Genomic DNA, 24,785 nt, shown 5'->3' with positions numbered 1-24,785 from the left:
ATCTAATACTCAACCTCCAAATTGAAATATGTGTTTAGGGTAACTCATTATGTTACGGTACCTTAGCCGATAACTGCTAAAATATCGGACTCACGAAGTACCAAATATTCTTTGTTGTCCAGCTTAACTTCTGTACCAGCATATTTAGAGAAGATTACTTTATCGCCTTCTTTTACTTCAAGGGCGATACGCTCACCGTTTTCAATGCGACCAGAACCTACTGCAACAATACGACCTTCTTGTGGTTTTTCCTTTGCAGTATCAGGCAAAACGATACCACTAGCAGTTGTTTCTTCTTTAGAAATTGGTTCAAGTACGACACGATCACCTAATGGCTTCAACACAAAAAACACCCTCCTCAAAGATAGTACATAATTTTTCTTAAATGGTTAGCACTCACCATTAAGGAGTGCTAACACCCAATTCCTATAATAATAAATCACTGAATGCTTTGCAAGTATTTTCAAGCACTTTTACAGACAAAAAGACTTCAATTCCTGTAAAGGCTGAAACTAAGCATCCAGTCTCTTAATATATATATCTTATGGGACTCTCTTATTCCTTCTTTTCTTTTATACAAAACTCTATTTTTTGTTCTATACTGCACAATATGTACTTATAGATAAAGTAGAGAAAGATTTGCTAGACTGCGAGGAGGAATAACATGCCTAAGAAAAGCTGGTTTCTTGTTACAGCTCTTGGACTTTCACTTTTTGTTTTGTTACAAGCAAGCTCTCAATCCTCACCTGAGATGAAAACCAATATGCAAATGATCTTTTCCCCTCTTTTTACGAAAACAAGCACGCTACATACACCAGAACCTAACAATTATACAAATGGTACTTCTACTAGTGTGATTGAAACGGTGAAGGAAACAGCTAAAGCCGTCTTCCTAACAACGCTGACACCTGGACACACCGCATCTGCTAAAATGCCCCTTGAACAAAATCAACAAATAGCTACTCCTTCTATTAAACAAATTTCATCTGCCAAAGAAAAAATGCAAGAAGCCTCAACAAAGCCCACTACGGCTGCGCCCACTCTTTTTGAAGTCTCTTTGCATATGAGTTCTCAGCAGGTGGAAGCTACATTAGGTAAGCCTGATCGCCGAGAACCCAGCTTATTTGGGTATGATTGGTGGATTTATAACAAGCATCCTGATCGTTATGTACAAGTTGGCATTTTAAAAGGGAAGGTAGTAGATGTCTTTTCTAATAGCCCGAAAGCAGCATTGACCAATCAAATACGTATTGGTACTTCATACGATATGCTAAAAAGGAGTTATTCTTTACAGGAGGGCGTTACCTTTTCTTATGAAGATACGTTTGTTGAAATAAAAAATGATCGAGCAGAGCGACCATTGCAACTTGTGGGAGATGTTCCTGTTTTATTTTACTTGGACAAACATAATCAACAGAAGGTTACTGGTATCCGTATCATAGACAAGCTAGTTCTGCTTCAAGGTGGATTCTACGAAACAAAGTGGACTTATACAGGGGAAGCACCCAATTTCACTCCCCCTATCCCTGATGCCAAAAATCAGGAGGAGATTAATCGAGCTATGGAACGGCAGATTTTAGATTTGACCAATGTAATTCGCTATCGTTATCAAATTCCACCGTTACGTTGGAACGAAAAAGCAGCCGTCACAGCCCGTAATCATAGCATCGATATGCAACGCAATCAATATTTTGATCATATCTCCGCGACAACAGGCTTATCCCCATTCGATCGACTGAAGGAAAATGGTCTGTCCTATCAAATGGCTGGAGAAAATATCTCCGCAGGATTCCCAGATGCCATTGAGGCATACCAAAGTTGGTTAAATAGCTTAGGCCACCGTAAAAATGTCCTCGAAAAACAATTTGAAGAACTGGGAGTAGGCGTCTCTTCTGACTACTTTACTGAAAACTTCGTTAAACTCTCTTCAAACAAATAGGTTATCTCTTAATGAGTTCACGGATTGTACCGACATCTCTAGTAAACTCTGCCAATATAGTTTCCTCACGATGATTATGTAGAATAAGCCACGGTTTACGTTTATCATTTTTTGGCATAACAACAAAAACTCGTGAGATATTATCTTTAATTTTTTCTTTCGGGACAGATAACTCTATTGGTGGGTCTACTGGGATTTTTAAAATATAACAATGCTCCAGCTCTGGACTAATATCTTGGACTCTCCCACTCACTGAGTGTAAGATCGTTTGAGCTTCCTTTTGAAAGAGGGTGCTATTTGAATAATGGGATACAACCTTTTGTTGGTCACTATCAAATAGCTCTACATTCTCTCCAGCTATCTGGGCCCCCCCTGAATCATTTCCTGTAGGAGAAATATTAGTTGCCGCTGCTTGTTCACCCTTATGCAAGAATGGGAATATCCCTGGAATCGCACCTGCCTTCATCATAGTAAAACCAGCAACCATCGCCGATACGGATAAAAAAATAGCTGATACTACAAACCACTTTCTTTTGTTCATTGATTTCACTCCTTTTTCAAGCCATTTCGTCCATATAGTATTCGCCCGAGAAAAAGGAGCTATACAGAGAAAACATTTGTAAATCGTTAGACTTCAACTAAATACGCAAGGACCCCCTCCTGAAGAATATCAGAAGGGGGTTCTTGTATTTCATTAAAACTAATCATCACTACTTAAAATACCTAAAAGACGGAGTAACGATAAGAACAAGTTAATAAAATCAAGGTATAGGGAAATAACCGCCATTGGGATATCATCATCTGCTACCCCGTGTTTGAACTGCGACACATCATACAGGATATATCCACTAAAAATCACAATCCCGCCAGATGCCATTAACAGCTGCATTCCCGTTCCTAATGGAATAAACATATTTAGTACCTGTAACAAGATCAATCCAATAAGAGCTGCAAACAAAAAACCGCCTATTGAACTAAAATCGCGCTTGGACACATAAGCATAACCAGCCAATGAGATAAAGATAACCGTAGTGATTAAGAAAGCTGCGTTAACCAACACGGCTCCGTTTTTCATCGCGTAGTATTGAAGAGTTGGCCCAAGTGTGATCCCGCTAATGAAAACAAAAGCAAATAAGAATCCATATCCGATTCGAACACCTTTTCTACGCATAAAAAAGGCACCGATCAGCATTAGCAATTCAACAACCACAAGTGGCAAGATAAAGGCTGGAGGAACAAACATTGTACCTACAGCACTACCAATCGTAGACACCAGTAGTGAAATCGCAAACAATCTTAAAATTTTAGGAAAGTTACTCTCTTCCCTATACACTTGCTCCGAATAATTTTCGTTCAAGCTTCAAGCACCTCCAATATTTGTCTTCTAATAAGAATCGTACCGATTCATGACAAGTTCTGCAACTATATTTACACAAAAAGAGCATAAATATAACCTTATGCTCTTTGAAATAATGCTATTTAATTTCAGAATCAGCCTGATCTTCTAAAATTCCGTATTCACGTTCCCACGCTTCATCTTCTTTCAACTGTCGACGATAGATAATTTTAGAAAGGAACACACTAATCTCATACAAGATAAACAATGGAATCATTACGATAAAGTCACTCATGAAGTCAGGAGGTGTAATCACAATCGCAATAAAAGCTAAAATAAAATATGCATATCTTCTGATTTTAGACAGCCTTACTGGGTTGATAATTCGCAACCTTGTTAGCAAAATCACCAAGATCGGGAGTTCAAACAGAAATCCAAAAGGTACAATCATATTAAACATAAACGAGAAGTACTCGCCTAATCCCCACATGACTGGAGTACCCAACTCAACGTTGATATTAGTCATAAACAGAACTACTATCGGGAACACAACATAATATCCAAAAGCTAATCCAACAAGAAACAAAAGACAAATAACTGGAATAAATGATAGGGTTAGTTTTGTTTCATTCGGCTTTAAACCTGGTCTAATAAATGCCCACAGTTGCAACAAAAATACCGGTGTAGTTATTATCATCGAAACCAAAAAGGCAAATTGCATGTACACCTGTAGAGCATCGGAAGGTTTCAAGGAAACTAACGTATTCATTGAAAGATTAGCCATAGGCGTTTGCTGTAAATACATAACAACTGGCCCAGCATAGTAAAGTCCCACTGCTAATCCGATAACAAAAACGAGTAAAACAATTAACAGACGATTACGCAATTCGCCAATATGTTCCCATAAAGTCATATCTCTTTGTTTGCTCATCCAACCTGCCTACCTTCTTAATTCTTACGCTTTTGGTTCGCTGGAAGAGGACGCTTCTTTACGTTCCTGCTCGATTTTTGCGCGAATCTCCTTTTCTAGACGTTCGCGTTCCAAACGCTCACGAATTTCACGCTCCAACTTTTCTCGATCGATTTGCTCGGAAGCCTCCACTGTATCAGCTGGTTTAGCAGTCGCTGCTACCATCTGCTGTTCAGCTGGCTTCTCATTTTTTTTCTCGTCAAAATCATCATTAGTAAGTCCACTTGTAGCTTTTTTGAACTCTCGCAAAGTACTACCCATAGCTCTCCCTAATTCTGGAAGCTTTTTAGGCCCAAAAAAGATTATGGCTAAAATGATTAATATAACAAAACCTGAAGCTCCAATACCACTCATAGTAAACAACTCCACTCATTTGATTATTAACACTTCCGTAAACCACCATAACCAAGTCGTGTCATATCACTTTCTTGGATGCGTTCTCCGTACAGGATTCTAGGTAAAAAAACATCAAACGATGTAACAGGCTCATGCATCACCGCTCCAGGTAACCCTAGAATAGGGGTATTTCCTTTATATGCGATCATTAGCATGGAACCAGGTAACATCGGCGTCCCATAACGAATAACATCAGAACCTACACCAGCAATGGCTCCAGGTGTCTTATCATCTGGATCAACAGACATACCGCCTGTTACACAGATCAGGTCGACTCCTTGTGCTAAGAAATACTCTATCTCTTGTTGAATCATTTCTTTATCATCTGGAGCAAAACGTTGTTCAACTACCTGAGAGCCTAGCATTTCTACCTTAGCTCTAATAGCAGGACCAAATTTGTCTTGAATTCGTCCTTGATAAACTTCACTTCCTGTTGTGACCACCCCGACCCTTCGAGTAGGAATCGGTAGCACATCCACGATCGGTCCTTCAAACTGCTTAGCCAAACGTTCTAAAACGAGAATGTTTTCTTCTTTCATAATCAAAGGGATAATGCGAGTAGCAGCCACAGACTGCCCCTCTGTAACCACTTGATTCGTTAAGATAGTGGAAAGAGCTATACCTTCTAATTCATTTAAAGCATGGACGGCCTGCTCATTGATTTTACAAAGTCCATTTGTTTTTGCTTTCATTGAAACCTTACCTTCGTAGGGCTCCGTTAAAATAAGACCTGTACCTGCAACAGCTTGGGCAATTCTTTGACCTGCTTCTTCTTCATGGATAAAGTCAGGAGGCATATCCATGATATAAATATGCTCTTTTCCTATGGAAAGCAGTGGCTCTATGTCTTCCGCTTTAATAACATGCCCCTTTTTAAATAGCCTACCCTTGAACTCCCCGGGTAAAATCTGCGTCATATCATGAGGCAAAATCATGCCCACCGCTTCGCGGACAGGCACGACTTTAAAGTTCGGCTTTTCTACCATCCAATTCCACCCCAGTCTTCACCGGCTTCTTCTGATCCTTGCAAAATATGCAAAGCGTCCGGCAGCATGTCTGCAATAGCTATAAAGCAGACCTCGACTCCTTTAGGGTTTCCTGGTAAATTGAAAATCAAACTGTTGCCCCTAGTGCCTGCAACAGCACGTGTTAACATAGCGCGGCGAGATTGCTTCAAACCAGCGCGACGCATCTCCTCCGCTAAGCCAGGTACTGGACGATCAATTACCCATGACGTTACTTCTGGTGTAACATCGCGCGGACTCAATCCTGTTCCACCTGTGGTAATGAGAATATCGCATTTTTCTCGATCCACCAATTCGATCATATGCTCCTTCAGTTCTTCCATATCATCCGGCAAACAACGATAAATAATGTTTTCCGTATGCAAGTGCTGTTTGACTAACCCACGCACCAACTGAATTCGATCATCCTCTCTTTCCCCACCAGCGATTGAATCACTAGCTGTAATGATACCTATTTTCCATCCTGACATGTTAAACCCTCCTCCAATACCAACACAATTATACAATACCATCTTTTTAGGATTGGTGTAATGTATGTCCAAATTGTTTCAAATTCAGATAATTCCATCTTCGGTGACGATTTGATGCAAATGTATATCAAAAGGCTCCATTGGTACCTTTTCTATCACTTGCATAGCAAAGCAAAATCCAATCCGTCTTGGTTCATGTGACAGACTGGCAAAAAATCGGTCATAATAGCCGGCTCCATAGCCTAATCGCCCTTTTTGCTGATCAAATGCTACACCTGGAACGATCACTACTTCTATATCTGCTAGCTTCAGCTCTGTTGAATAAAGAGGATCTGGTTCCCAAATACCATAAGCTCCCTTCTTCAAGCTGTTCCTACCTTCATATGTATAAGGTGTTATTTTTTTATGTTCTCGATCTGTTAGAGGAAGAGCAACCTTTATTTGACTTTCTCTCGCTTCTTCTATAAAAGACCACGTATTAATTTCACTTCCAAACGAACTAAAACACATAATTGTTTGAGCATCTTTTACAGCACTGATACTCCATAAATGTTGTGTAGCCTTAGCAGACTTTTGCAAGCATGCCTCTTTGCTCAACAAATCTCGCTCGCTAATCATTACTTGTCTCAAGCATTTTTTCTCTTGTATATTCATACTTTGCCCCCTTATTTGCCCACGTATTGATCGGCTCCCCTTGTTCCCGACCTCTGCTTTAGGTACACTTATTAGGATAGAGATCTGAATAACATCTCGGGGTGAAAGCTATGATTTTATTACAAGCAGAACACATTACGAAGTCATATGGTGTTGAAACCATTTTACAGGATATATCTTTACAAGTACAAACGTTAGAGCGGATCGGTTTGGTTGGGGTAAATGGAGCCGGCAAATCTACGCTCATGAAAATTATCGCAGGCGAACTTAGCTATGACAGTGGAGTGCTTCGTAAACCAAAGGATGTAACAATTGGTTACCTGGCCCAAAACAGCGGTCTGGAATCCAACAACTCCATCTGGGCAGAGATGCTACTTGTTTTTGAGCAACTCCAAACAGAGGAAAAAGAGCTACGTAAGATGGAAGCTATGATGGGCGATCCCGCTGTCTTTGAAAACGAAAAGAAGTATCAGCAAATTATGGAGATCTACTCACATCGCGTGGAAGCCTTTAAAGAAAAAGGCGGTTACAGCTATGAAGCTAGTATTCGCGGAGTACTTCACGGTCTTCGTTTTTCCGACATGGATTATGAGACACCTATTTATACATTAAGTGGTGGTCAAAAAACGCGTCTGGCATTAGCAAAGTTACTGCTCCAGTCACCTGATTTATTGCTATTAGATGAGCCTACGAACTATTTGGATATTGAAACCCTGTCCTGGCTAGAGATCTATTTGCAAAATTATAAAGGCGCTATCTTAGTCGTTTCCCATGACCGTTACTTTTTGGATAAGCTAGTGAATATCGTTTATGAAATTGAGCGTCATCAGGCTCAACGCTATGTAGGTAACTATAGCCGCTATTTAGATCAAAAGGCTCTGCGCTTAGAGCAAGAACTGCGCCGTTTTGAAAAACAAGAGGGGGAAATTGCTAAATTAGAGGATTTTGTTCAGCGCAATATCGCCAGAGCATCTACTACCAAACGAGCGCAAAGCAGACGCAAAACACTTGAAAAGATGGAGCGGATGGATAAACCAATTGCAGGTAACAAATCAGCTCATTTCTCCTTTGAAATTGCCAAAATGAGCGGAAATAACGTGCTCAAAGTTCGTAATCTCGCAATCGGCTATGAAGATGTCACTCTTTCTTCTCAGTTGACCTTTGATTTAGAACGGGAAGAACGCGTTGCTTTAGTAGGACCAAATGGGATTGGAAAATCTACTTTACTGAAAACGGTTGTAGGTCAGCTTACAGCCAAGCAAGGACATGTAGATCTGGGGAGTAATGTGACCATTGGTTACTATGATCAGGAACAGCGTGAGTTAAATATGAGCAAAACCATTTTGGCAGAGCTATGGGATGATTATCCTCACATGCAAGAAAAAGAGGTTCGCACCATTCTTGGTAACTTCTTATTTAGTGGCGATGATGTGTTAAAAAGAATTGGCGACTTGTCCGGTGGAGAGCGTGCACGTGTCTCTTTAGCTAAATTAATGCTAAAAGAAGCCAATTTCTTAATTTTTGACGAGCCGACTAACCACCTGGATATCATCAGTAAAGAGGTATTAGAAAACGCTCTATATGACTATCCCGGAACTATTTTATTTGTATCCCATGACAGGTATTTTCTAAACAAAATGGCAAGTCGTGTCCTAGAGATGTCTCCAACTGGGGTAACAAGCTACCTTGGTAATTACGATTACTATATGGATAAAAAACAAGAGCTAGTAGAGCAAGCTCAGGAAAAGGTTGAGCAGACAAATCAAAAAACGTCAGCTACTAAACAAAGTTCTCCAGAGAAAAGCACTTATGAGCTTGATAAAGAAGCGAAGCGAAAAGAACGGCAACGGCAACGTCGTTTAGAAGAAATTGAAAAAAACATTCAGGATAACGAGGAAAAGATTGCTACCTGGGAAGAAGAATTATGTCATCCTGATGTTTATTCTGATCATGTTGAGGCTCAGAAACGTAATGATCTGATTAGCCAAGCTCGGATCAATATTGATCAATTGTATGCTGAGTGGGAAGAGCTTTCGGTCGACTAATGTTTTCGTGCTACCTTTTCTTCCTGTAAGGTTAAGAGTAGTGCAGGGCTTACAAAAAAAACGATCGACGTGGCCGCTGATACAATACCTGAATCATTTAAAAAAAGTCCAGCCAAGGACCCTGCCATGATACCGCTAAAACCGGTAACCAATGCAGGATAACTAGTATACAATCTACGCATATACTGCTGTGGATAAAAGCTAATGACACTGATGATAAACAGGGATAGAAAAAACACTTTGCTCCATAACGAAACACGTATTAGGCGAAGGTTCATTTCCAGCTTGCGACGAATAATCTGACCCACTTCTATCCAATTGCCTGTTACAATGTTATGAGCAACTTTGCCTACATGAGTCATTGGTTGCACAGAAAGTAGATTAATGATTATTAAACTCGCAATACCAACTACCAAGCTTCCTCCTACCAAGAGGAGGCTTATTTTGTGTAGACGGATTTGATAAAAACGAAGTAATGTAACCACATACGCAAGTCCAGCTGCCAAAAATCCCCCTGCATTCGTGCCATATTGAGGAGAGGCCAAATACCATAGAATAATACTCATGCTTACTACAATCAAAACCAATCCTATTAGAGACAGGTTGGTCTGTTCTCCTTTTATTTGCTTCCTTTCCCGTTCTTGTTCCCACTGATAATACGTAGCAAAAAAAAGCAGGCTAGCTCCAATCAATACACCCTCATATTCGTTGCCCATTCCATAAAATCTCGCTCCAATGACCGGGTCATACCCGAGGAAAGAGCGCCTCATCAAGTGAGCTCCCGTAAATCCATCAGTTAATAATCCAATAGTTGTAATTGCCCCTATCAGAAAAAAACTAGTTGATAATGAAAGCTGACACAACCAGTAGGCCATTACCCCAGCTACTATCACTAACAGTGAAAGCGTAGCAAAGACCGGTAAAGAGATATCCACTAGAGGCTCAAGTAAAAGCAGAAACGGAAATAATAGCAATGTGGTAAGCAGAAACCTTACAAATTTACGCATGGGCAATGAAACAGTTCTATGTTGACACTGATATCTATACCATAATAAAAGTCCCATCAACAAACTAGCCAACTGAAGTATCACGAAACTATAAATAATACTCGGTCTGTTCGCATATATGCGATGAATGCGTTCTATCTTTTGAAAAAAAGATGAAATCCTCCAATCCGATTGATTGTCTTTCACATGACTCGCTTCTGTCGAGGAAACGAATGGGATTGGATTCATTGTGGTATGAATGACATGTCCAATTACATGTTCGGGTAGAGGTAAACGAATCCAATGGTATACGGTGGGTAAAAGATCCAACCCACTCACTAGTCCTGGCTGACGTGTGGTTATGGATGTTAACTCACCTGTTTTTTCTCCTGAATATGTCCACATGAGAAATGGGGTCAATATACTTTTTTCTTTAATAGCAATAGGATTAGCATCAGCGGACAGTAGTAGAAACATTTGTCCTGGTTGTAGTTTAGCAATAATCTGACCTGTCACCTTTGCTAAATCAGCAATAATTTGACGATGGATCTGTTTAAAATGCATGGGTGACATCTCAGGCATTTGCCTATATAACCTCGCCAAATCCCCATATTGCCAAATGATTAGACTTGAAGTTCGATCACCTGCAATCCGTTGTAAAACAAAATCTTTCTTTGTACGCACCCCGTAGGGATAACGGAAGTCCTTTTCAAGTAGCATATCGGAGGAGACAATCCCCCTCCTGATCTCTCCAGTGGAAGTAACCCCCAGTAACGCGGCATGCCGTTGTTTCTTTTCACCGAGATCTGCATTTCCATAAAAAGCTACCGTACGGTCAGCACGTTCAATTCCATCTCCCATTAGTCCAATTCTGGCTGTATACGGCTTGTTTTCATTTTCTCTTTGCAAACGGAAAATACCAGGGTATAAGAGAGCACTTTTCTTGTTAATCGTAAGTGGACTAGTGAGATGACTCATCCGCTGTTCTGCTGTTTCACCATTTCCTGTAGATTCATTATACTGGTACAACGTTTCACTAGCTTCTGTGTATTGAGCCTGCCCTCCACTTCCCATCAGTAGATATCCATTGGCTGCTGTCCTTGGTCCCGCAGTTCGCATCGTTAATGCTGCATAGCCCGCCTTATGCATATGACCAGCAAGAGGTTGACGATACCTCAGCTCTTGAAGATCTCCAAAAGAAAGCATATCCACAGCGAGAATAATTACTTGTCGATTTTTTATAGAGGTGGATATTGTTGTTAGGAATGGGGGTGTTGAATGCGAAGAAACGGCAAATGCCTCTTTTGGTAAGCTTATCTCAATTAATACAACAAAAATAAGTATCCACTGAAGCAACTGTTTTTTCATAAAGGTATTCCTCCTGTTAATAACAATAAGCTGATTTATTATGTAGAATAATGTTATATGCATTTTTTCAACAGACTTATCCACAGTTAAAACAGCCTTTTCAACAGAAAAAAAACCATAAACAAAAGATTTATTGATTGAAGCTCATTGTTATCCACATTATCCACAAAGATACTAACAGGTTTATTACATTTGTTAAAAAATAATTGTGGATATTGTTTATAAGTTAATTTGATTATCACCAATCCCTAGTAGCTTTCCCATCTCCACTAGACAAATTCCTTTTATGGGATAGTTAGACAAAAAAAAACCTTTTTAGCTATACACTAAAAAGGGTTGGTTAACTCTAATCCAGGAACACCATTTAAATCAAGATCAGCAAATTTTCCATGTTGGTACGAGACAAATCCGGCTGCCGCTATCATAGCAGCATTATCTGTGCAAAGAATAAGTGGCGGAATAGTTAGAGACAGCCCTTCCTTCGCACATCGCTCGCTTAATGCCGATCGTAAGCCTTTATTTGCTGCTACACCACCAGCTAATAATATTTGTTTGGCTTGATACTCTTTTGCGGCTCGAATAGTCTTTTCTACTAAAACCTCAACTACTGAAGTTTGGAAGCTTGCTGCTAGATTGACAGCTGGAATTTCTTCTCCACGTTGTTTTGCATTATGAAGTGTGTTTAATACAGCTGATTTCAAGCCACTGAAGCTAAAATCATATGAATCCTTCTCTAGCCAAGCTCTTGGTAGGCTAATACTTGGTTCACCTTCATGAGCAAGTCGATCAATATGCGGTCCTCCTGGATAAGGCAATTCTAATGAACGAGCTACCTTATCATAAGCTTCTCCAGCCGCATCATCACGGGTTTCACCTAAAATCTCAAAATGTCCATGTTCTTTCATATAGATTAACTCCGTATGTCCACCTGAAACAACTAGACTGATCAGTGGGAACTGCATTTCCTCCACCAACCGATTCGCATAAATATGTCCCGCAATATGATGAACCCCTATAAGCGGGATTCCTTTTGCAAAGGAAATGGCTTTGGCAGCTGCTACGCCGACTAGAAGCGCCCCAACTAATCCTGGACCATACGTCACTGCGATAGCAGAGATATCGTCCCAGTTTTTATTAGCAAGTTCAAGTGCTTCCTCTATAGTTACCGTAATATTTTCCACGTGTCTTCGAGAAGCAACCTCAGGTACTACACCCCCAAAGCGTTTGTGGATATCAGCTTGAGAAGCAATCACGTTGGATAAAATTGTAGTACCGTTCTCAATAACGGATGCCGATGTTTCATCGCAACTCGTCTCAATCCCTAAAATATAGACTGGTCCATTCGATTTTATTTGTTGTTCATAGCGTTGTTGTACCCGCTTCATATAGCGAGATTGTTGATTACTCTTCACGTAAATTCACCCACATAATAATGGCATCTTCGTTATTATCGGAATAATATCGTTTCCGTCTTCCATGTTCTTCAAAGCCTAATTTTGTGTATAAGTTCCGAGCTATTTCATTAGACGGGCGCACTTCCAAGGTCATTTTTTCGCCGCCCAAAACCATTGCCAGTGCCATCACCTGTTTCATGAGCCGTAATCCTACCCTCTGACCACGCACATCAGGATGAATACAAATATTTGTGATATGAGCCTCATCAATAATCAGCCACATGCCACAATATCCTATAACTTGTCCCTCTAGTGTAGCTACTATATACTTTGCATTCGGATTAATGGTTAGTTCATTAATAAAAGCTTCTAACGGCCAGGGAGTTGGAAAACAGATACGCTCTAGCTCAGCAATTCTTTCTACATCGTCTAATGTCATGTAACGAAATTCGATCTGTTTTAATAGTGTCTCACTCATGTAATATCCCTACTTTTCCTGTTTCGCTATCCATTTGGCTTCCGCTTCCGCCAATTGTAGATACTCAGGTACTAAGTCATGTGCATGAATGCCATTTCCTTCCTGCAACTGTTGAAGCCCCCTCCATGCTAAGTGTGCTGCTCTTGGATGATTCAGGGCAGGAGTTGCAAACATCGCCTTTTTCCCTAGCACATTTATAATGACTTCACGATGTTTGTCCAAATCTTCTCCTAAAAATAACAATGGCTCACCATCTGTTTCTTGTTGAAGCATGTCCAACCAATCTGTAAGCAATATAATTCGCTCATGAAGCAAAACGTCTAGCGTCTGACAGTCTTTGCTTCGATACAGGCCTGTATATACCTGACCTCGCCTTGCATCAAATAGCGGGACAATTCCACCTGTAAAAGTCAGAGCATTCATTCCAACTGCTTCTAAACTAGAAATACCAATAACAGGAATCCCGAGAGACCAGGCCATGCTTTTCGCTGTGGCTACCCCAATTCGAACACCTGTGTAGGAACCAGGCCCCTTAGCTACAGCAATTCCTGTCAATGCTACCGGGTCAATATTCAGCTCATCTAGTAACATGGAAATCCCGTCCATTAGGGTGACGGAATGATTTTTATTTAGATTACTCGTCCACTCCCCTAGTACTCGTGAATCATCGACCACAGCGACGCTAAGCACGAGATTGGAAGTATCAATTGCCAGCACGCACATGTTGATCAATCTCCTTACCTACCTGTTCACTTCGTTTTCCTATTACCTCAAGTCGGCATAGGCGAACATTCTCTCCTTGTTGAAGCAAATGAATCGTCATTCGATCCTCTGGTACATGATCAGGAATCAAAGAGGCCCATTCTACCACACAAACACCATCTCCATAAAAATACTCATCAAGACCTAAATCATCCACCTGATCGGCGACCCGGTATACATCCATATGATAAAGTGGCAAACGTCCAGCATACTCTTTTATAATTGTAAAGGTTGGGCTATTCACCACACGTTTCACCCCGAGCCCCCGTGCTAGTCCTTGTGTAAACGTAGTTTTACCAGCTCCCAAATTCCCTTCCAACGCCAAGAAATCTCCTGACATCAACAACTGAGCTAGTTTTTCTGCAAATTCTTGAGTTGCTTGCTGACTAGTAAACTCAAATTCATACGTCATTGCCTTGCCATTCCTCCATTCTTTTTATTATAGCCTTGTCGAAAATGGCATGTAAAGGCGCGCTCCTACCCCTGTGACAAAGGCTCGATTCGTAATTTACCACGACATCTGCCACAAACATAGCGAGCTGGATTAATATTTTTCTTTCTTTTATACAAGAATCCACAATCCGTGCAGATTAATTGATAGCGATATGGTAGCACGATTTTTTGTCCGTTAAGTCTGGAGCAATATCTTGCTCCGCCTACCTGTTGTAATAATTGAATGAAATCCTGATCACGATGTCGATAGCCCTTTCCTTCCAGATGAAGGTGATAATGGCATAGTTCATGCTTAATTATACCAATCAATTCTTCCTCACCATGCTCTTGAAGATGAAGGGGATTAAACTCAAGATCATGAGTGCGTAACAAATATCTACCACCAGTCGTGCGCAAACGGGAGTTAAAACGAGCATTGTGACGAAACGGTTTGGCAAAATCATGTACAGATATCTCTTCAACTAGTTTTTGCAATTCCTTGTCGTTCACACACGTCTCCCCCTAAGTCTTTTCCGACTGTACTTACTATAACAAAATCTCTTGAATTCTTCTTGAAGGATACGCTACACTTGTGCATGAACGCAAGTCAATTTAAAGATGGAGGCTCCTATGCGTTATCTACTTTTACAAAAGAAGAGTGGGCTTTTTTTTGTACAAATGCCGTCATCACATATGTATCAGCTTTTAGCCCTGCTTAAACGACTGCAAAAAGAACATAACAAATTAACCGTAGTCACTAGACCAGAATTACCAAATATGCTAAGCGAATGTAGTGAACTGGAACTCCTTACACAGGAACTAAAGATCGTAGACGGTCTCTCCTATTTGAATGAGTTAGAGTCCAGCTTTTCCTGTCTGAATGAAACAGAATACCCACTCCGTTCATTATTAACCGAAATTCGTGCTCTACAAGCACAACTAGAAGGTTTAGCAGAAGACGAATAGAACTAATTCTACACCATACTCAGACATAGAATTAGGTTATTACCTACACAGACAAAGTACCTCTGCCTTTCTTCCTGCATACAATGCGAGTAAGAAAGCGCAGGAGGTATTTTTTATGCCACAATGGATGCGTAAACAGCTACAACGCGCCTTCTTTGGGAAGGATGTAAGACAAATTCGATTGCTAAACAGCTGTTGGTTTCTATATTTAGAAAAACAAAGTAGCCGCCCTGAAGAATAGGACGGCTTTTTTGTCCGAGTAGAGAACGCAAAATATTTCAAAAAAATCAATTTGCTTACAAAATATTGTTTTGTGCTATTCTGCTGGAGAAATCATGGTCATACCAACACGCTGACGTTTCTCATCAACATCCATCACCCAGACATCAACGATATCTCCAACGCCTACAACATCAAGAGGATGTTTTACGAAGCCCTTTTTCAATTGTGAAATATGAATAAGCCCATCATTTTTTAGTCCGATATCAACAAATGCACCAAAGTCGACCACATTACGAATCGTACCCTGCATCTTCATACCCTTGCTAAGATCCGTTAATTTCAAAACATCTTTACTCAAAAGTGGCTTTGGTAGCTCATCGCGCGGATCACGGCCTGGACGCAAAAGGCTATCCACAATATCTTGTAGCGTCGGTTCACCTATCTCAAGCTCTGCTGCCATTTGTGGTAATGACATATTCATTACCTGTTTCTTACAAGCTTCACTGCCAATTTCCTCAGGCTGGATTTGTAAGTGTTTTAATAGCTTATACGTAACCTCGTATGACTCTGGATGAATAGGAGTACGATCAAGAGAATTCTCTCCGTCCATAACACGTAAGAAGCCGATGCATTGCTCATAGGTTTTAGCCCCTAATCGCGGTACCTTTTTTAATTGGGATCGGTTTTTAAACTTTCCATTCTCTTCACGTAGCTTCACAATATTTGATGCTACTTGCTTGTTTACACCGGATACATATTGAAGCAAAGAAGCGGAAGCTGTATTCACATCCACTCCGACGTGATTAACTGCCGACGACACAACGAATTCAAGACTCTCTGCTAAACGAGTTTGGGATACATCATGCTGATATTGTCCAACACCTACTGATTTTGGATCGATTTTTACCAATTCAGCCAGCGGATCTTGTAAACGACGAGCAATAGAGATAGCACTTCTTTCTGCTACATCCAAATCAGGAAATTCTTCTTTGGCTAACGCTGATGCCGAATACACAGAGGCTCCTGCTTCATTCACAATGATATAGGAGACATCTCGCTTCACTTCTTTTAGTACGTCAGCAATAAACTGCTCTGTCTCCCTTGAAGCTGTACCATTCCCGATTGCCACTACATCTACTTGATATTCTTTAATAACTTTTTCCACTGTTTCGCTAGCTTCTTTGACTTTGTTTACTGGTGGAGTTGGATAAATAACATTTATGTATAGTTTTTTACCCGTATCATCCACAACAGCAAGCTTACAGCCTGTTCGAAAAGCAGGATCAACACCTAGTACCACTTTTCCTTTAAACGGAGACTGGAGCAACAAATTGCGTAGATTCTCAGCAAAGATGTGAATTGCTCTCTCTTCAGCTACCTCTGTCAATTCGTTTCTTACTTCACGTTCAATTGAAGGAGCAATTAAACGCTTGTAGCTATCCTCGATTGTTTGCTTTATTAAATCCTCAACAATTGTCTTCTGAGTAAGTATTTTTCTCTGGAGAAATGCAGTTATATCTTCCACAGGTGCTTCTAATGAAACTTTTAAAATTCCTTCTTTTTCACCACGATTGATGGCAAGAATGCGATGAGGAACTACTTTTTTGACAGGCTCTGAATAGCTATAATACATTTCGTAAACATTTTTTCCGTCTTCTTCTTTTTCCTTTTGCTCCGTAAGTAAGACAGCTTTCATGAATGTTTTTTCACGAATCCATTTACGATACTCTGCATCATCGGAGATTTGTTCAGCAATAATATCCATTGCACCTTGCAGGGCATCTTCTACGGTTTCAACGCCTTTTTCACTGTCTAAATAGCGACTAGCTTCTGAGGAAAGATCACCTGTCTGTGGTAAGGAAAGTAGGTAAGTGGCAAGAGGCTCCAATCCCCTTTCTTTGGCAATCGTAGCACGTGTACGACGCTTTTGCTTATAGGGACGATAAAGATCCTCCACCTCCTGAAGTTTGGTGGCCTTTTGAATAGCGATTGATAATTCTTCTGTTAGCTTTCCTTGTTCTTCAATTAAACGAAGAACCTCTTCTTTTCGGGCAACTAAATTTCGTAAATAACGTACACGCTCTTCAATATCCCGTATTTGTGTTTCGTCTAATTGACCAGTCATTTCTTTCCTATAGCGAGAAATAAATGGAACGGTATTCCCTTCATCCAGTAAGGTTATTGTTTGTACAACCTGCTGAACACCTACACCTAGTTCTCGTGCAAGGGTGGCAGCCATCTGTTTAACATCCATGTACCTATCCTCCCAAGGTTTACAGAAGTTCTCAATCTTTTTACATCTATCTAGTATGATAGCCCCCTGAGGTTTCGTTTACAAGTTCACCTAGATTGGCTCACAGGGTTTCTCGTAGTTTTACAAAGCTCTGCGTTGTCATAAAACGACATTCATCTCTACTCCGCTGAAAAAAGGACCCTTCGCATGTATTCAGCGAAAGGTCCTTTTTTCATCCGTTATTAAAAATCTATTAATCCGAGGCTGATCTGAAGTGATTCATTCACTCTTTCCATCATCTCATCGTCCAGATGAGTGATTTTATCAGTCAACCTTTGCTTATCAATGGTTCTTATTTGTTCCAATAAGATGACAGAGTCACGATCAAACCCATATGTTTTTGCATCGATTTCCACATGCGTAGGCAGCTTTGCCTTTTGAATCTGAGCAGTGATCGCAGCGACGATAACCGTCGGACTAAATCGATTTCCAATATCGTTTTGTATAACTAATACCGGTCTAACTCCACCTTGCTCGGAGCCAACCACAGGGGAAAGGTCCGCGAAAAATACATCGCCACGTTTAACATTCACTTACTACACCCCGCTAACTAAGCGGTCTAAGGTAAGATCGGCTTCCTCTTCTGCTTCAAAAGCCTCCGATGCCATATTGAGATTGATTTTAGCCATTTCCAAATAGCCACGTTGCATTGTTTCTCGTATAAATCGTTTTTTTCGCTCCTTGAGGTAGAGACTCATCGCTTGACGAATCAATTCACTTCGGTTTGATCTCTCTTTTTGCACGACTCCGTCTACCTCTTGCAATAAATGTTGCGGCAAACTGATCATGATACGTTTTGTATTGCTTTTAGACAAGACAAATCCACCTCCAGCCATGACCGTAACCTCTGTTCTCGAACGCTCTCCGTTCTCTTTATCTTATCAGTACCATTATGTCGAACCATATGCAAAAATATACCTTTTTGATGCTTTTCACCGATGCATGATGCCCACCTTAAAAGGTATTCGATCTTTTCCGCTAAATTCCTGCCATTTTTCGATATTCTTCCAAGAATTTATTGGCAATTCCATGACAGATACCGACAATTTTCCCATTTCGTAAATAAACGCGAGGAATGCGATAATTGAGCATACATGTTACTTCATAATTGATCGTTCCCAGACACTCAGCTATCTCATCGAGAGTAATTTCTTCATTCCCCTGTTTTCCGTACAAAACTACTTCATCTCCAACCTGAGCATCTCCTGAGTGAATATGAAGAATGGTTTGATCCATACACACTCTTCCTACAATCGGCACTCGTTTGCCATGACACAAAGCGACACCTCGATTTGACAATAAACGTGAAAATCCATCTCCATATCCAATTGGTACAGTAGCTATCTGTTCGTGATCGGTGGTTGTATAGGTGGCTCCATAGCTGACTGTAGAATGTGGGGGCATATTTTTAACATGGGAAATCCGGGTTTTTAAGCTGAGGGCTGGTCTTAGATCAAGAGTATGCTGTTGTTTTATGAAGTCAGAAGGATACAATCCGTATAAGCCTATGCCCAATCGAATCAAATCATAACTCCATTCTGGAAAAACAATAGCTGCAGCCGTATTATTGCAATGAATGAGAGGAAGTTTGTAGCCCGCTTTCTCAACAGCTTTCAGACGTTCTTGAAATAAGGCATGCTGGCCTTTTACATGTGTAGTGTCTTCCTCATCCGCACAAGCAAAGTGCGTGAATATTCCAACCCAACGCATAGAATCATTCGTAGTTATCGCATGGATAAGCTCCAGTAACTCTGCTTTATCACTAACCCCAATGCGTCCCATACCTGTATCAACTTTTACATGAACCTCCAGTTGATGAGAACTACCTACCAATAGATTGGCAGCCTCGTGCAACCACTGAAGATGATAAACAGTCAATTGAATATTCTCTTCTACAGCGGTTTGCATAGCATCTACGGGGGTATAACCTAAAACAAGGATCGGTGCTGTAATACCTGCTCGTCGCAACACAAGCGCCTCATCTAGAGCAGCTACCGCTAGTCTGGTAGCTCCATGCGCAAGTGCTTCTCTGGCCGTATATTCTGAACCATGACCATATCCATCCGCTTTAACTACTGCCATAATTTCTGAGTGGGCAGGGATATGTTGGCGCAGGGCAGAGACATTAGCCGCAATCGCATCCAAATCAACTTCTATCCATGTATCGCGGGCATATGGCTTCATGAATTATCGCCTCTTATTCTTTCTGTTAATAACATGCAGTCTCTCATTTAAATGAGCTAAAAATTTATGAGATATCATGAGGGGCATACGTTTCCCATTAATACGGTACATATGTCTCCCTTCAATAATCGGCTCTACTTGCGTTAGTGGATACGCTGTTTCTTGTCCACGAATATTGATAATGAGATGAGATTTCGTCACAGTGTAAGCAGGACGAAGGCTCCATTTATAAAAGAAAGGAGCTAATCCCACCAGTGCCACGGCACTTGCAATGGCGAATACTTTAAATACTGTGCTATCCCGATCTCCAAACAAACCCGAAAGCAGAATCATTATTATCACAAAAAGTACTGTTTCCATAATTCTCATCTTTGCATTTTTACGTAAGAATAAATCTGAATAGGTCGCTTTTTCGTGATAGAGTACCTCACCGTATTCATGTTTCATCTAAGCTGAATCACCCCTTATAAATAACTCGTTACGTATCTTACCGTTTTTTTAGGGAGCCTGTCAATGAAGCAACATGAAATGTCAGAAAAATTTGTATATATTTGTCGGTTTGATATTGCTAGGATAGACACCTAAAATCCCTAGATAATAAATATTTTGGTACTTTCATAGAACGACAACATAGAAAAAGAGACGAAGACTTCCTTCGCCTCTATTAGCTTTAACATCTTATTTACCGCCTACTCCATAAGTAGATTGTGCTACTTTTAGCATTTCATCTTCAGGAAGATCGCCAGATAGTGTGAATTCGACACCATCCAACTCCCATTTCAGAATGCGTTTTTCTTCAGCAGTCTGATATAGAACACCAATGGTAAAACCTAGATCAACAGGCATGCCTTGTTCATAGGAGACTGTAGCAGCAGTTGGCCGGCTTTCCATCAAAGAATAGTTGTACTCTCCTTTATACTGTAACAATACGCTCTTCTCTTTATTATGCGTCACCGGTTCAATGTTGTTTAGCTTAATTCCTGCTGGTACATAAGTAGGTTGTATCACCCCAAATTGGCTCGTAGGTTTCTTCACACCAGTTTCAGCTTGACCCATAGTGGGAACAGAAGGGAGCGCACTTGTCATGTTCTTATCTTTATCGAACGCATCTTTCGGAAATTCAGGATTAAAGTTGAACTCAGTGAAATTAATCTCTACCAGCTTATTCATGTTATTATCCATAATCTCTGCTCTCATCGGTCTCAAATCATTGCTCATCCAAATCTTTTGCTTACTAAAAGAACGATTACCACTGTAATTAGCTTTTACTTCAAAAACATACTCCTTATCATCCATTTTCAATTTACGCTCAGTATCATTTACGATGCTGTTAACCAACGTTTCATATAAGTAGAGGGGTCCATTATTTTCTGGCCATCCACTTTGGAAACGGAAGCTTTTTTTGAGATGTGGGGTTAAAACAAAAACACCTTCATCATTACGTAAAATGATTTGCGTAATGTTACGCTGTTTAGAAGTGAGAGCTACGCGATAATTGTTCTGCTTAGAATACCAGACCTCTACATCATATTCTTGTGGTGTCGTACCGGTCTGCAGAGTTAACACTGCATTGGTCTTGTAACCGGTAATTTTGTCCATTTTCCCTCCTAATTCATTCACTACATCCTCTGGTGTCTTTGTCCCGAAGCATCCCGTCACGAGCAACGAGAGCACCAATAGCATGACTAAACCTAAAGCTCTACGTTTCATTACCTCAACTCCCCTTGTCTGGTTTCGACAATGAAGGGCTTGACTGTCTATTTCCTAGGAAATTTGTCAGATCGTTATCCAGTTTCAGTCAACATATACTACAAGCTGACTGAATCTTGTACATTCCGCAAATATTCCTGCGCTAACAGAACTTTAGTAAGTCTGTAGAGCTAACAGTTTCCCCTCCTGCTCTATGCGTTATATATCTATGAGCCTTCTCGTCCCAATATGCAGACAAGTTGGAGTTTGTCTTGTATAGGATCAAAAAACCTGTGTTCCTTTCATATAAGGCTTCTGTACAAGAAAAAGACCCTCACCCTGAAGGGTGAAGGTCTTTCGCGAAACCTATTATTTAGTAGCGTTGTTTTGTTGTGCAGCGCGAGCAGCAGAAGCTCGATTCTTTTGCACTTGAGCTACGTTTGTTTCGCTTGCGAACTCAGTCGCTGTATTTTGTTGGGCAGCACGAGCAGCAGAAGCTTGATTTTGGTTTTGCACTTGAGCTACGTTTGTTTCACTTGCAAACTCAGTTGCTGTGTTTTGCTGTGCAGCAGCACGAGCAGCAGAAGCTTGATTTTGGTTTTGTACTTGAGCTGCGTTTGTTTCACTTGCAAACTCAGTTGCTGTGTTTTGCTGTGCAGCAGCACGAGCAGCATTGTTCAAACCTTGTTGTTTGTTTTTCATGGATATCTCACCTCCCTTGATACACATATAATTTGTGCTTAATCAAAGGGGCGTATCCACACCTTATTTTAACAGGTATATCTCAAAATGATTTTTAAACAATCATTTAAATCCTATATTTTACCCGGAATTTTTTCGCCATTTCTTTATTGCCATACAAAAAAGGAGCCTCTGCTAGCACTCCTTTTAGTATGATGGTCTTCCCTATTTAACTGCTTAAGGTTACGCGCTGTTGCTTTTCAACAAGTGGCTTAACATCAGGCAAATGCTCAAGAATAAGCTTCATAACTGGAGCAGCATCGTTGTTTAGGGAGTAAAATACCCAAGCCCCACGCCGCTCTTCTTTTACCAATCCTTGTCCTTTTAGTTTAGCCAAATGCTGCGAAACGGATGGCTGAGAAGCTTGTAAAATTTCTACCAAATCACGTACACATAGAGATTGAACTTGTAACAAAGCCATAATGGTTAATCTCGTCTTGTCACCGAGTAGTTTGAATAGGTCAGCAAGCACCATCATTTGAATCACATCTGTGGTTTCCATATTCTTCCCACCTTTGTATGAACTTTCTTCACCAAGTATACTATATGGATAGTGATAATTGGAATCCAAGGTTTTGATTTCTCTGAGTAATAGCACGATTTTTACAGTTACACTGGAATTGAGGTAAAAAAAAGAAACGGCTTTAGCCGCTCTTCAAAATAAAGGGGGTATAACTGTATCTCATAATCAGCCAAAACGGCCGGAGATATAATCCTTCAGGCGTTGATCTGTTGGATTCTCAAACACCTCAGTGGTTTGCTTCATTTCAATGCACTCACCTTGTAAAAAGAAAGCGGTTTGATCGGAAACGCGAGCAGCTTGTTGCATGTTATGCGTTACCATAACCAACGTATAGCTTTCCTTTAGTTGTATCAATAGCTCCTCTATTTTAGCTGTAGCAATAGGATCAAGAGCAGATGTCGGTTCATCTAACAGGATGACCTTTGGCTCTACGGCTAACGCCCGTGCAATACATAAGCGTTGCTGTTGCCCCCCAGATAAACCATGTGCTGGTTTATACAAACTATCTTTTACCTCTTCCCACAAAGCCGCTTTTTGCAAGCTTGCCTCAACCAATTTCTCTAGTTCCTTCTTATCTCGAATACCATGCAACTTCGGACCATATACAATGTTTTCATAAATGCTTTTTGGAAAAGGAGTAGGCTTTTGAAACACCATTCCAACTTGCTTACGTAATTGTTCCACATCCCAATTGGCGTCATATATATTTTTACCCGCAATCTGAATGCTTCCTGTAATTTTAACTTGCGGGATCATATCATTCATGCGGTTAATTGTCCGTAAAAAGGTTGATTTTCCACAGCCGGAAGGACCGATTAAAGCGGTAATTGACCTTGGTTCAATTTCCATTTCAATATGCTTTAAGGCATGGGTTAATCCGTAATAGACATGCAGGTCTTGCACCTTAATCATGCTCAAGAGTTTCGCTCCTCTCCTTGCTTCTATTCACAGATTACATTACACACATGAAGCCTGTATTAGATTTATGTAAATTTTTTTTAAAGGTGCACAGGCAAAAGCTATTCATGAATAATCTAATTTTGAAAAGGAAATCATGAAACTAGTTACAAAGAAAGGAGTGAGTAAGGCATGGATAAATTAGTATTGCTTCTTGTTATTATTGGTGCAATCAACTGGGGACTAATTGGCTTATTCCATCTTGATCTGGTTTCCACCTTGTTTGGGGGAATGAACTCTATCCTAAGCCGTATCGTTTACACGATAGTAGGCATTGCTGGAATTTATGCTATCAAGTTTTTTGGGAGCGACCGTCAACGCACGTAGAAAAATAGCTTATACATGTAAGCCAAATCATATAAAAGCGGTGCGTCATTTATAGACACACCGCTTTTTGATTCTATCTTCATTCTTTCCAGGGTTGTTTTGTTATGGTGTAGAGCGAGTTAACGGTTCATCAATACTAACATGCCCCATTAGGGATTCTGTCTTCTTACCATCTACTAAGATAATGATTTTCATAACCTCTGGGAATTGAAACATGGTCTGTTGTAAGGCATCAATGGCAAAAGCTTCGCCACTAGAACCCAGATTATATTGGTTTGTCCCTTTAGCATCAATTGTTAACGTACCATTTTCAAACGTAATGGAGTGGTATTCAAAATTTTTCCAAAGAGCATTATGTTCAGGCTTGGATGGTTTCCCCAACAATTCCATTGCCTTTTCATACTTGTCCTTATCAGACACAGGGTTTGTAATCTGTTGTTTCTCCTCCATTAGCTTGGTTAGATCATTATCTACATAATAAAGGGTAAGCGTTAGTTGCTGTCCTTCCTTAGCAGGTTGTTCTGTCTTGGTATCATTCCCTGGTTCCACTGTTACAGAATTATTACTGCATGCAGCCACCAGTAAGGCCAGAATGGTACACATGATAAGAGCTATTCGTTTCATCTCA

30 protein-coding genes (1 of these 30 only partly in view) are annotated in these 24,785 nt (G+C 40.4%); 5 read left to right on the top strand and 25 right to left on the bottom strand.

The genetic code is table 11. From position 1 onward, the window contains the following. Window positions 1-2, bottom strand: a 2-nt sliver of a protein-coding gene (gene groL, locus ACQV1I_RS02295; RefSeq protein WP_094701742.1) for a chaperonin GroEL. 1,633 nt of this gene lie to the left of the window's left edge; a 2-nt sliver of its 1,635-nt coding sequence is all that appears in the window; the start codon is cut by the window's left edge — 2 of its three bases fall inside, at window positions 1-2; its stop codon lies beyond the left edge, outside the window. Between the two features lie 60 nt (window positions 3-62). Beyond that, the gene (gene groES / locus ACQV1I_RS02290; protein ID WP_003333513.1) at window positions 63-344 is read right to left on the bottom strand and encodes a co-chaperone GroES; all 282 of its coding nucleotides are present in this window, start codon (window positions 342-344) and stop codon (window positions 63-65) included. A gap of 320 nt (window positions 345-664) precedes the next feature. On the opposite strand from groES, the gene ACQV1I_RS02285 reads away from it, so the two are divergent. Beyond that, window positions 665-1,939 carry a CAP domain-containing protein gene (locus ACQV1I_RS02285; protein ID WP_116335296.1) on the top strand — a complete coding sequence of 425 codons (1,275 nt, stop codon included), beginning with the start codon at window positions 665-667 and terminating at the stop codon, window positions 1,937-1,939. A 1-nt stretch (window position 1,940) separates the two neighbouring features. Here the strand turns inward: ACQV1I_RS02285 and ACQV1I_RS02280 are convergent, their stop codons facing one another. The 7 genes from ACQV1I_RS02280 to ACQV1I_RS02250 form a co-directional block, all read right to left on the bottom strand. Continuing rightward, entirely contained in the window at window positions 1,941-2,480 is a 540-nt protein-coding gene (locus ACQV1I_RS02280; protein ID WP_116335295.1) for a hypothetical protein, read from the bottom strand. A 159-nt stretch (window positions 2,481-2,639) separates the two neighbouring features. Beyond that, the gene (locus tag ACQV1I_RS02275) at window positions 2,640-3,296 is read right to left on the bottom strand and encodes a Bax inhibitor-1/YccA family protein (protein WP_094701745.1); all 657 of its coding nucleotides are present in this window, start codon (window positions 3,294-3,296) and stop codon (window positions 2,640-2,642) included. Window positions 3,297-3,414: 118 nt separating this feature from the next. After that, window positions 3,415-4,206, bottom strand: coding sequence for a twin-arginine translocase subunit TatC (gene tatC, locus ACQV1I_RS02270; RefSeq protein WP_116335294.1), 792 nt, complete (start codon window positions 4,204-4,206; stop codon window positions 3,415-3,417). A gap of 24 nt (window positions 4,207-4,230) precedes the next feature. After that, the gene (locus ACQV1I_RS02265) at window positions 4,231-4,599 is read right to left on the bottom strand and encodes a twin-arginine translocase TatA/TatE family subunit (RefSeq protein ID WP_094701747.1); all 369 of its coding nucleotides are present in this window, start codon (window positions 4,597-4,599) and stop codon (window positions 4,231-4,233) included. A 26-nt stretch (window positions 4,600-4,625) separates the two neighbouring features. Then, complete coding sequence (locus tag ACQV1I_RS02260; protein WP_116335293.1) at window positions 4,626-5,627, bottom strand: molybdopterin-binding protein; 1,002 nt, start codon at window positions 5,625-5,627, stop codon at window positions 4,626-4,628. Next, complete coding sequence (locus ACQV1I_RS02255) at window positions 5,621-6,136, bottom strand: MogA/MoaB family molybdenum cofactor biosynthesis protein (protein WP_018673793.1); 516 nt, start codon at window positions 6,134-6,136, stop codon at window positions 5,621-5,623. The genes ACQV1I_RS02260 and ACQV1I_RS02255 overlap by 7 nt, the downstream gene beginning before the upstream one ends. An 84-nt stretch (window positions 6,137-6,220) precedes the next feature. Next, window positions 6,221-6,790, bottom strand: a complete 570-nt coding sequence (locus tag ACQV1I_RS02250; protein WP_094701749.1) for a 5-formyltetrahydrofolate cyclo-ligase — start codon at window positions 6,788-6,790, stop codon at window positions 6,221-6,223. Between the two features lie 110 nt (window positions 6,791-6,900). On the opposite strand from ACQV1I_RS02250, the gene ACQV1I_RS02245 reads away from it, so the two are divergent. Beyond that, window positions 6,901-8,835, top strand: coding sequence for an ABC-F family ATP-binding cassette domain-containing protein (locus tag ACQV1I_RS02245; protein ID WP_116335292.1), 1,935 nt, complete (start codon window positions 6,901-6,903; stop codon window positions 8,833-8,835). On the opposite strand, the gene ACQV1I_RS02240 is transcribed toward ACQV1I_RS02245, so the two are convergent. The 6 genes from ACQV1I_RS02240 to ACQV1I_RS02215 all read right to left on the bottom strand — a co-directional run bounded on the left by ACQV1I_RS02240 (window position 8,832) and on the right by ACQV1I_RS02215 (window position 14,765). After that, a complete protein-coding gene (locus tag ACQV1I_RS02240) occupies window positions 8,832-11,189 on the bottom strand; it encodes a hypothetical protein (RefSeq protein ID WP_116335291.1) in 2,358 nt (785 codons plus the stop codon). The two genes, ACQV1I_RS02245 and ACQV1I_RS02240, sit on opposite strands and share 4 nt — an antisense overlap. A 326-nt stretch (window positions 11,190-11,515) precedes the next feature. Continuing rightward, on the bottom strand, window positions 11,516-12,574 hold the full coding sequence (gene tsaD / locus ACQV1I_RS02235) for a tRNA (adenosine(37)-N6)-threonylcarbamoyltransferase complex transferase subunit TsaD (protein WP_201747452.1): 1,059 nt from the start codon (window positions 12,572-12,574) through the stop codon (window positions 11,516-11,518). Between the two features lie 16 nt (window positions 12,575-12,590). Next, window positions 12,591-13,061, bottom strand: a complete 471-nt coding sequence (gene rimI, locus ACQV1I_RS02230; protein ID WP_094701753.1) for a ribosomal protein S18-alanine N-acetyltransferase — start codon at window positions 13,059-13,061, stop codon at window positions 12,591-12,593. A 9-nt stretch (window positions 13,062-13,070) separates the two neighbouring features. Next, a complete protein-coding gene (gene tsaB / locus ACQV1I_RS02225) occupies window positions 13,071-13,784 on the bottom strand; it encodes a tRNA (adenosine(37)-N6)-threonylcarbamoyltransferase complex dimerization subunit type 1 TsaB (protein ID WP_094701754.1) in 714 nt (237 codons plus the stop codon). Continuing rightward, window positions 13,765-14,235 (bottom strand): tRNA (adenosine(37)-N6)-threonylcarbamoyltransferase complex ATPase subunit type 1 TsaE, encoded by a 471-nt coding sequence (gene tsaE, locus ACQV1I_RS02220; protein ID WP_116335289.1) that lies wholly within the window; start codon window positions 14,233-14,235, stop codon window positions 13,765-13,767. Before tsaE ends, tsaB begins: the two co-directional genes overlap by 20 nt. A gap of 65 nt (window positions 14,236-14,300) precedes the next feature. Continuing rightward, window positions 14,301-14,765: a SprT family protein gene (locus ACQV1I_RS02215; protein ID WP_116335288.1), complete on the bottom strand. Its 465-nt coding sequence runs from the start codon at window positions 14,763-14,765 to the stop codon at window positions 14,301-14,303. Between the two features lie 120 nt (window positions 14,766-14,885). On the opposite strand from ACQV1I_RS02215, the gene ACQV1I_RS02210 reads away from it, so the two are divergent. Together ACQV1I_RS02210 and cmpA are read left to right on the top strand one after the other, a co-directional pair. Next, window positions 14,886-15,221 carry a hypothetical protein gene (locus tag ACQV1I_RS02210; protein ID WP_018673802.1) on the top strand — a complete coding sequence of 112 codons (336 nt, stop codon included), beginning with the start codon at window positions 14,886-14,888 and terminating at the stop codon, window positions 15,219-15,221. A gap of 115 nt (window positions 15,222-15,336) precedes the next feature. Continuing rightward, the gene (gene cmpA / locus ACQV1I_RS02205) at window positions 15,337-15,462 is read left to right on the top strand and encodes a cortex morphogenetic protein CmpA (RefSeq protein WP_003333532.1); all 126 of its coding nucleotides are present in this window, start codon (window positions 15,337-15,339) and stop codon (window positions 15,460-15,462) included. Window positions 15,463-15,537: 75 nt separating this feature from the next. On the opposite strand, the gene ACQV1I_RS02200 is transcribed toward cmpA, so the two are convergent. From ACQV1I_RS02200 to pstB, 9 genes are all read right to left on the bottom strand, one after another. Then, window positions 15,538-17,697, bottom strand: coding sequence for a Tex family protein (locus ACQV1I_RS02200; RefSeq protein WP_094701756.1), 2,160 nt, complete (start codon window positions 17,695-17,697; stop codon window positions 15,538-15,540). A gap of 221 nt (window positions 17,698-17,918) precedes the next feature. Beyond that, window positions 17,919-18,269, bottom strand: a complete 351-nt coding sequence (locus tag ACQV1I_RS02195) for a type II toxin-antitoxin system PemK/MazF family toxin (protein WP_003333534.1) — start codon at window positions 18,267-18,269, stop codon at window positions 17,919-17,921. 3 nt (window positions 18,270-18,272) lie between these two features. Continuing rightward, window positions 18,273-18,572 carry a CopG family ribbon-helix-helix protein gene (locus ACQV1I_RS02190; protein ID WP_003333535.1) on the bottom strand — a complete coding sequence of 100 codons (300 nt, stop codon included), beginning with the start codon at window positions 18,570-18,572 and terminating at the stop codon, window positions 18,273-18,275. A gap of 142 nt (window positions 18,573-18,714) precedes the next feature. Beyond that, entirely contained in the window at window positions 18,715-19,920 is a 1,206-nt protein-coding gene (gene alr, locus ACQV1I_RS02185) for an alanine racemase (RefSeq protein ID WP_116335287.1), read from the bottom strand. Between the two features lie 3 nt (window positions 19,921-19,923). Next, on the bottom strand, window positions 19,924-20,367 hold the full coding sequence (locus ACQV1I_RS02180) for a hypothetical protein (RefSeq protein ID WP_094701758.1): 444 nt from the start codon (window positions 20,365-20,367) through the stop codon (window positions 19,924-19,926). Window positions 20,368-20,598: 231 nt separating this feature from the next. Next, on the bottom strand, window positions 20,599-21,630 hold the full coding sequence (locus ACQV1I_RS02175) for a DUF4367 domain-containing protein (protein ID WP_094701759.1): 1,032 nt from the start codon (window positions 21,628-21,630) through the stop codon (window positions 20,599-20,601). Window positions 21,631-21,978: 348 nt separating this feature from the next. Then, window positions 21,979-22,311, bottom strand: coding sequence for a gamma-type small acid-soluble spore protein (locus ACQV1I_RS02170; protein WP_094701760.1), 333 nt, complete (start codon window positions 22,309-22,311; stop codon window positions 21,979-21,981). 208 nt (window positions 22,312-22,519) lie between these two features. Next, window positions 22,520-22,852: an ArsR/SmtB family transcription factor gene (locus ACQV1I_RS02165; RefSeq protein ID WP_094701761.1), complete on the bottom strand. Its 333-nt coding sequence runs from the start codon at window positions 22,850-22,852 to the stop codon at window positions 22,520-22,522. Window positions 22,853-23,038: 186 nt separating this feature from the next. Further along, window positions 23,039-23,791 (bottom strand): phosphate ABC transporter ATP-binding protein PstB, encoded by a 753-nt coding sequence (pstB, locus tag ACQV1I_RS02160; protein WP_116335286.1) that lies wholly within the window; start codon window positions 23,789-23,791, stop codon window positions 23,039-23,041. Between the two features lie 171 nt (window positions 23,792-23,962). Between pstB and ACQV1I_RS02155 the strand changes: the two genes are divergently transcribed. Continuing rightward, on the top strand, window positions 23,963-24,157 hold the full coding sequence (locus tag ACQV1I_RS02155) for a DUF378 domain-containing protein (RefSeq protein ID WP_094701763.1): 195 nt from the start codon (window positions 23,963-23,965) through the stop codon (window positions 24,155-24,157). 102 nt (window positions 24,158-24,259) lie between these two features. On the opposite strand, the gene ACQV1I_RS02150 is transcribed toward ACQV1I_RS02155, so the two are convergent. Then, entirely contained in the window at window positions 24,260-24,781 is a 522-nt protein-coding gene (locus tag ACQV1I_RS02150) for a GerMN domain-containing protein (RefSeq protein ID WP_018673811.1), read from the bottom strand. Between the last annotated feature and the right edge of the window lie 4 nt (window positions 24,782-24,785).

The organism is Brevibacillus sp. JB24b, from assembly GCF_051713385.1.
GTDB lineage: Bacteria > Bacillota > Bacilli > Brevibacillales > Brevibacillaceae > Brevibacillus_B > Brevibacillus_B laterosporus.
Note: the sequence above shows the minus strand (reverse complement) of the source record. Positions and strands in the feature narration are given on the sequence as shown.